The organism is Alteromonas sp. KUL17 (genome assembly GCF_006538305.1).
GTDB classification, from domain to species: Bacteria; Pseudomonadota; Gammaproteobacteria; order Enterobacterales; family Alteromonadaceae; genus Alteromonas; species Alteromonas macleodii.
This window is the reverse complement of the sequence record NZ_BJKJ01000046.1, coordinates 1-5,943: the sequence shown is the minus strand read 5'-3', so window position 1 is coordinate 5,943 and position 5,943 is coordinate 1. Positions and strand designations below refer to the sequence as shown.

Sequence of the window (5,943 nt, the reverse complement as noted above, 5' to 3'; positions counted from 1 at the left end):
GAGCTACATGGAAATTCATATGATGTTTCGCTTTCTGTTAATTGGGGTGTCAATAATGGTACTGGGCTGTACTTTCGAGTCATCGCCAGAACGATTAGATCTTGAATGGAACTTCGAATATTCATCTCATGTTCTTCATGCAAGACTTGTTGAATCAAAAACATCTGTTACTAATAACAACAAATGCAGCGTGGATTACTCGGTGTTCGAAGTTTTAGAACCTTTTAAAGGTGATGTAAAGCGAGGAGAACTACTAAATGTTACTGGAATTAACGCACATGAAATTAGAGAAAAAATTCAGAACATCTGCTACTACTTATACCTTTCGTAGCTGAGGACTTTCCAGGGTATGGAGAATGCGCTAATCAAAGATATAATAGCTTTCTTTCCATTCATAATTGGTGCTGCTCCATAGATGCCACAAACGAACACTCTCTAATTGTTTACGATATGATTAATTCTGAACAAAAAAGTGAAAATTACTTATTACCAACAGAACCAATATTCAATTTTTTACGTCAACAGGGTAAGTAGCTCTAACAAACGCATTAACACTCGCTACGCTCGCTAGGGACAAAAACACGTAGGCTCCCTGCGCTTCGCTTGGTATTGTAGCCTACGTATTTTTGCCCGTTATGCGGGCGTTATGCCCCATCGAGTTTAACAAGGAGAAAATAATGGAAGAATTAACAGTTACATGGACCAAAGCAATAAGGATATGGTGGAGTTGGTTTTGGCGCTCTATGGCGTATACATTGCCGGTTGCTTTCCTGTTTGGTTTCATAGTAGGTATTTCAGGTCAGGCGACAAATATAGATGCAACAACTATGGCCTTTATTACACAGTTGTCAGGTGGGCTTATCGGTGTGTTTTTTGCAATCTTTGCACTAAAACGGGTCCTAGCGAAAAGCTTCAACGGTTATCGTATTGCACTAGTTAAAAAAACTGACGTTTCTACTTCAACAGTTGAGGCATAACAAAAAAATTATGTCGCCCGCAGGCGGGCTGGGACACAAACAGCCAGGCGGCTTCGCCATTGTAGCCTGCCTGTTTGTGCCCCATATTTAAGCGTTATGCCGCTCAAAGGATGTTATGAAACCGAGTATTAAAAGCAAAATCCCACTAGCGTTTTTAACCCTTATATCGATTTGGTGGGGGTATTATTACGCATCATTAAACGCTCTCAACGAATACGGAAACGCGAAACATGAGTGGCTGTTTATGCTTGACGCTCTCTTGGTGCTTCCAATCTTGTGCTTCCTTTGCGAATCAGATAAACAAAAAGCGTTATTGAAAGCGGCCATTTTATGTTGCACCTCTGTATACATTGGAAGCTTTATCATTCCAGAACAAAACAAAGTTATTTTTCATTTTCTCGAAAGTGGTCGTTATTTTGTGTTGGCCATTATTCTTGTTTTAGAGCTTTCAGCACTGGTTACAGTATGTTTAGCCGTTCGCGCTTCGCTTGCGAAAAAAGAAGATCCAGATTTAGCGGTCGCTAATCCTATCGAAAAAGTTTTTGGCTCCTCTTTGTTCAGCTCAATCCTTTCACTCGAAGGACGCGTTTGGAGCTTTGCACTTTTTGCGTCCCAAATACAAAGTAGCGCTTATCGCGGCAATCAGCATTTTTACTACGATAAAAAGGATGGCGCTCACAGCAACCTTTTAGGTTTTATTCTACTTATCGTTATCGAAATTCCTCTCGCTCATCTGCTCCTTCACTTTTTATGGTCAAGTACCGCAGCAAACATTGCAACGGGACTTACTTTGTTTGGGTTAGTATTTTTCTTTGCAGAATACAAAGCCGTCGGCAAGCGGCCTGTTTCAATTCATGGGAATAATTTAATCATTCGTTACGGGGTATATGCGCCCTTTACAATTCCACTGAGCAATGTTTCAGAAATATGCCCAAACAATGTGTTTGTGAAACGCTCAAGCAACGTCAAACGATTCAACTATTCTGGTGTTCCAAATGTTGCAATAAAACTCTGTTCGCCTATAAACGGAAAAACGGACGTGTATTTAGGTGTAAACTCACCGGACAACTTTATCAACAGTGTAAAACATGCAAAAAACGCGGCATAACAAGGCGCTTAACTCGCTCCCTTTGGTCACTGGGACACAAACACGCGGCGGCTTCGCCATTTTCGCCGCATGTCTGTGCCCGTTAGCTTAGCGTTATATGCTTAATTTAAAACAGGAGTTTTTATAAGAAAAAAAGAGATAGATTCGCAACTGGTATATGGAGATTCGTAGTTGTTTTAATCGGCTTATCCATTGCCGCACTGATGTTCCAAACAAAAACTGAAGACTTCACGTTTTTTAAGGTCGTTGCAACTGGTGGGATACTATTTTTATTTATTGGGTACGCCTTGGGCTTCGATAAACAAATGCAGAATTTCATTCTGGGCATCAGCAAAAAAATTAAGAAGCATCAGGCTTAAAAATGTGACTCCATTTTCAAGTGTAAAGGTGGTACATAACAAAACGCTTAAGTCGCATCCCGCTGCGCGGGCTGCTGGGACAAAAACACAATGCAGCTGCGCGATTATCGCATTGTGCTTTTGCCCCTTAGCTTAGTGTTAGGCGTCATTTACTTACAGCATTTAAAAGTAGGTTCAACCGTGACATTCCAGCACCAAGGTTGTTTCGCTAGGTTGTCTTTGCGATTAGCTTTGTCAGTTGTTCAAATGACTTTAGCAACGTGCTTTTCATCAACATCGCAACGCCAACATTCATCACTACAAGTTGTCTACACTCGCTCTTTTATCCGGTATTACCGGTAACATCTGGCATTTCGCACAGGGTTGTTTTATCTTAAATTCAATAATTTAAACGCGCGGTCTATTTGGCTAGTGGTGACAGCGAAGCTGCGTACTTTCAGTTGTACGCCTAACAAAACGCTGTTGGCACTCCCTTCGGTCGCTGGGACGCTAACACGGGGCCGCTTCGCGATTATAGTCCCATGTTAGCGCCCCAAAGCTTAGCGTTAGGCATTAGTTGGCGTGAATGCATTTATAAAAATTCCAATTAACTTAAGTATAGACCCTGAATCAGTCAGCGATTTTCAGCTTTATATTGTGAGAGCCAAAGAATTACTCGATAACTACGAAGATATAAAAAAATTAGGATTCGATTTTGGTGGTGGTCATATGCTACTTCGTGACTCAAACGGTTTGGTTACTGGAGCTGAAGTCAAAGTTGATAAGCACCGTCTTAAAGGGCTGTTTCTAGACTTTAGGTTTTTTATTGGAAATGACGAGCCCACCAACTTCTTGCGTTTTTCAGGTGCAATTGGTAGGTACTCTGACAAAGATTCATTCAGAAAGTATCTAAAATCTTTGAAGTGCATATGGAAAAGCGAGGGGATCTTAAAAGACTGGGTAGGTGTTAACGCTTGCGAACTAATCACTACATATTTTAACTCAAAGGCATTTCATGGTCGACCGGATGCAGAAGAAAAATACAAAGTGCTTATTGAAGCGATGGACAGCAAAACCTTAGACTGGCTTCTTTGTTACTACATGGATGACCGTATTCTTTGTATAAAAAACCTACTTAGGGTCATCTCAAACTTTGAGAAAGGCTATTTTGAAATACCAGAAGGTGCCTAACAATCTGCTGTAGTAGCTCGCTGGGACGCATACACGCGGGGCGGCTTCGCCATTATGCCCTACGTGCCTGCGCCCGTTATTGAAAAGTTATGCCCTCTTGGAAAACGAATGTCTACGAAAAGCAATTTCATATTAATGGCTGAATACAATAAATGGATGAACGCATCTATTTATTCTGCTGCGTCGAATTTAAGCTCAGAGGAACTTGCCGAGGATAGAGGGGCTTTCTTTGATTCTATCATTGGTACACTCAATCATATTTTGGTGGCAGATATAATTTGGCTTAAACGTTTTGCCACTCATTCTAAAACTTTTACTGCATTAGATTCGTTAGCATCGAAGCCTAAGCCTGAAAAACTAGACTCACTTCTGTTCTCAGAGCTCGCCCTGCTTAAACAAGAAAGAGTAAGTCTGGACAACACAATCTTGAATTTTGTTAATCAGCTTTCCGAGGGCATTTTAGCAAGTAACCTAAACTATCAAAATATGAGGGGCGTCTCGTATTCAAAATGCTTCGCACATCTACTGCTGCATTTCTTTAACCATCAAACTCATCATCGTGGACAGGTGTCTACACTGTTGTCACAACTTAGTGTAGATTTAGGCGTCACGGATTTGCTGGTTAAAATACCCAACGGGTAAAGGGCATAACAAGCCACTAAAGGCGCTCGCGCTGCTCGCTGGGACGCTAATACATGGGCTGCGTCTCTTCGTTCATAATTTAAGCCCATGTGTTATCGCCCCATAGCTTAGTGTTAGCTACTAGAGGAAATTATGGAAGAATCGTTCTCTTTTTTAATGCAAAATCTATCTTTAATTCTATTGATTGCATTAGCGTCCAATTATTTTATCTTGCACTTCAGGAATCGAAACAGAGAACTTTTTGAGCTTATTGGAAACGAGGTACTGATTAATCGAACTAATAAGCTTCAGTTTACTCTAGCAAGCAAGAAAACTATTCCAATTGAGAGCGTTGTGAAAATTGAGGTTCACGGTAATAGATTAAGCCTCTTTCAAAACACCAGCAACGCAACTGATGTCTGGGTGCAACCTAAGCATCTAGAGAGTGAGATTGAAAAAGCAAAAAACGTGTTTAGCCATGCAGTTTTTTTAAACTGTGGTAGCTAACAACCAAATAAACTCACTCACTACCTTCACTGTGACGCATACACGCGGGGCGGCTTCGCCATTATGCTCAGCGCATATGCGCCTCTTAGCTTAATGTTAGAAGCTTCTGAGAAATCAATGGCTAAATCAGAAATAAGACGATTCTTAAAAGAGATCCGCACTAAGTTTCCTGACGTTGTTCCTCTTATGGAAAAACATGAGAGTTGGGCGCTTACATTTCTAATGGGAGAGTTTGCAAATTTGACGACTATTTTGTTAAACCAAGGCAACTTAGAAGAAGCACTTGAGCAGTTGCATTACATGAGCGAGAAACTAGATACTGCAACCGAAGCAGAATTCGAGTACATAGATGTATATTATACAGAGCACTTATTCTGGAAAGGTACCAAAGAAGGTATTAAACGTGGCTGGCCTCTCGTCCCAGATAATCTCAAAAAACTGTACTTGGACTTTCACGGTAAACCACCTAGGGTAGTGGTTTAGATAAGGTTGAGGGAAGTACAATTTTACAAAGTACGATTGATGGCTTTTGTGAAACTCAGCGCTCTAAAGATGTCTTTAAAAAATTAAAACGTTTTATATCCAATAAAGCGATTAAAAAGTCTGGTGTTCTATTTTTCCCTGAGGCTTACGATAACCTGAGAAATGGTTGGCGATTAACCCCAATTCTAACTGGTGTGCCTGAGTTAGATGTTAAGCTTGAACCTTACAATTAAGAGTGTTTTAAACATAACAAACGCTTTAACCAAGGGACGAAAAACAGCAGGCTTGCGCTCCTTCGTCGCTAATTTTAGCCTGCTATTTTGCGCCAGTTTAGCTAGGCGTTATGCATCAAGGTAAATAATGAATCGAGCGCCCCTTTCAAAAGAACCAGTTAACCTATTTATTCTTTTAAAGATGGCCTACACCGATTCTTTGGGTGCCAATGTGCTGAACAGGCATCTGAGCAGACTGCTCAAGCAACTGTTTTAAAATTGGAGCTAACTATCCGTTTTCTTCATTCAAAAGTAAGTTATTTGGAAAATGCGTAAAGTAATTCCAAGACAGACACTTCAAAGCACTAGACCTAGTCTAACTTTATAAAACGCGTTCTCTAAGTTAAAAGTCAAGGAGACAATATGCATCTCGCTCAATTGAATATTGGAAAAGTCAGGTTTAACTTAGAGGCCCCCGAAATGGCGGACTTTGTAAATAACTTAGA

The 5,943-nt window shown here is 40.6% G+C and carries 7 protein-coding genes; all 7 read left to right on the top strand.

The genetic code is table 11. From position 1 onward, the window contains the following. A partial coding sequence (locus tag KUL49_RS20940; RefSeq protein ID WP_207308469.1) for a hypothetical protein occupies nt 1–331 on the top strand: 331 nt, incomplete at its 5' end. Between the two features lie 346 nt (nt 332–677). Then, on the top strand, nt 678–977 hold the full coding sequence (locus tag KUL49_RS20535) for a hypothetical protein (RefSeq protein WP_131138444.1): 300 nt from the start codon (nt 678–680) through the stop codon (nt 975–977). A gap of 115 nt (nt 978–1,092) precedes the next feature. Next, the gene (locus KUL49_RS20530) at nt 1,093–2,085 is read left to right on the top strand and encodes a hypothetical protein (RefSeq protein ID WP_131138443.1); all 993 of its coding nucleotides are present in this window, start codon (nt 1,093–1,095) and stop codon (nt 2,083–2,085) included. A 920-nt stretch (nt 2,086–3,005) separates the two neighbouring features. Beyond that, nucleotides 3,006–3,614: a hypothetical protein gene (locus tag KUL49_RS20525; protein WP_131138442.1), complete on the top strand. Its 609-nt coding sequence runs from the start codon at nt 3,006–3,008 to the stop codon at nt 3,612–3,614. A 108-nt stretch (nt 3,615–3,722) separates the two neighbouring features. After that, nucleotides 3,723–4,256, top strand: coding sequence for a DinB family protein (locus KUL49_RS20520; protein ID WP_131138441.1), 534 nt, complete (start codon nt 3,723–3,725; stop codon nt 4,254–4,256). Nucleotides 4,257–4,388: 132 nt separating this feature from the next. Further along, nucleotides 4,389–4,742, top strand: coding sequence for a hypothetical protein (locus tag KUL49_RS20515; protein WP_131138440.1), 354 nt, complete (start codon nt 4,389–4,391; stop codon nt 4,740–4,742). Between the two features lie 117 nt (nt 4,743–4,859). Continuing rightward, nucleotides 4,860–5,225 carry a hypothetical protein gene (locus KUL49_RS20510; protein WP_131138439.1) on the top strand — a complete coding sequence of 122 codons (366 nt, stop codon included), beginning with the start codon at nt 4,860–4,862 and terminating at the stop codon, nt 5,223–5,225. The last annotated feature ends 718 nt before the right edge of the window (nt 5,226–5,943 follow it).